Source organism: Thomasclavelia sp., from assembly GCF_047249845.1.
In the GTDB taxonomy this organism is placed as follows: Bacteria; Bacillota_I; Bacilli_A; order Erysipelotrichales; family Coprobacillaceae; genus Thomasclavelia.
This window is the reverse complement of sequence record NZ_JBKTWO010000170.1, coordinates 1478-1741: the sequence shown is the minus strand read 5'-3', so window position 1 is coordinate 1741 and position 264 is coordinate 1478. Positions and strand designations below refer to the sequence as shown.

The 264-nt window shown below is 31.8% G+C and carries 1 protein-coding gene; it reads left to right on the top strand.

The genetic code is table 11. The annotated features are described in order from the left end of the window. A partial coding sequence (locus ACLR9T_RS14450; protein ID WP_413110153.1) for an ATP-binding cassette domain-containing protein occupies positions 1-264 on the top strand: 264 nt, incomplete at both ends.

Below are 264 nucleotides of genomic sequence, written 5' to 3'. Positions count from 1 at the left end.
CTACTAAAAAATCTTAATATTAGTGATAAAAAAGAAATGTACCCAACTATGCTTTCTGGTGGTGAACAACAAAGAGTAGCAATTGCTCGAGCTTTAGCAATAAAACCGGCAATTATTTTAGCTGATGAACCAACTGGAAATCTTGATACATTAGCAAGTCATGATGTAATTGGATTATTAAAAGTACTTTCCAAAAAATACCAACAAACTCTTATCGTAATTACTCATGATAATGATATTGCACAAATGGCAGATAGGCTTGTA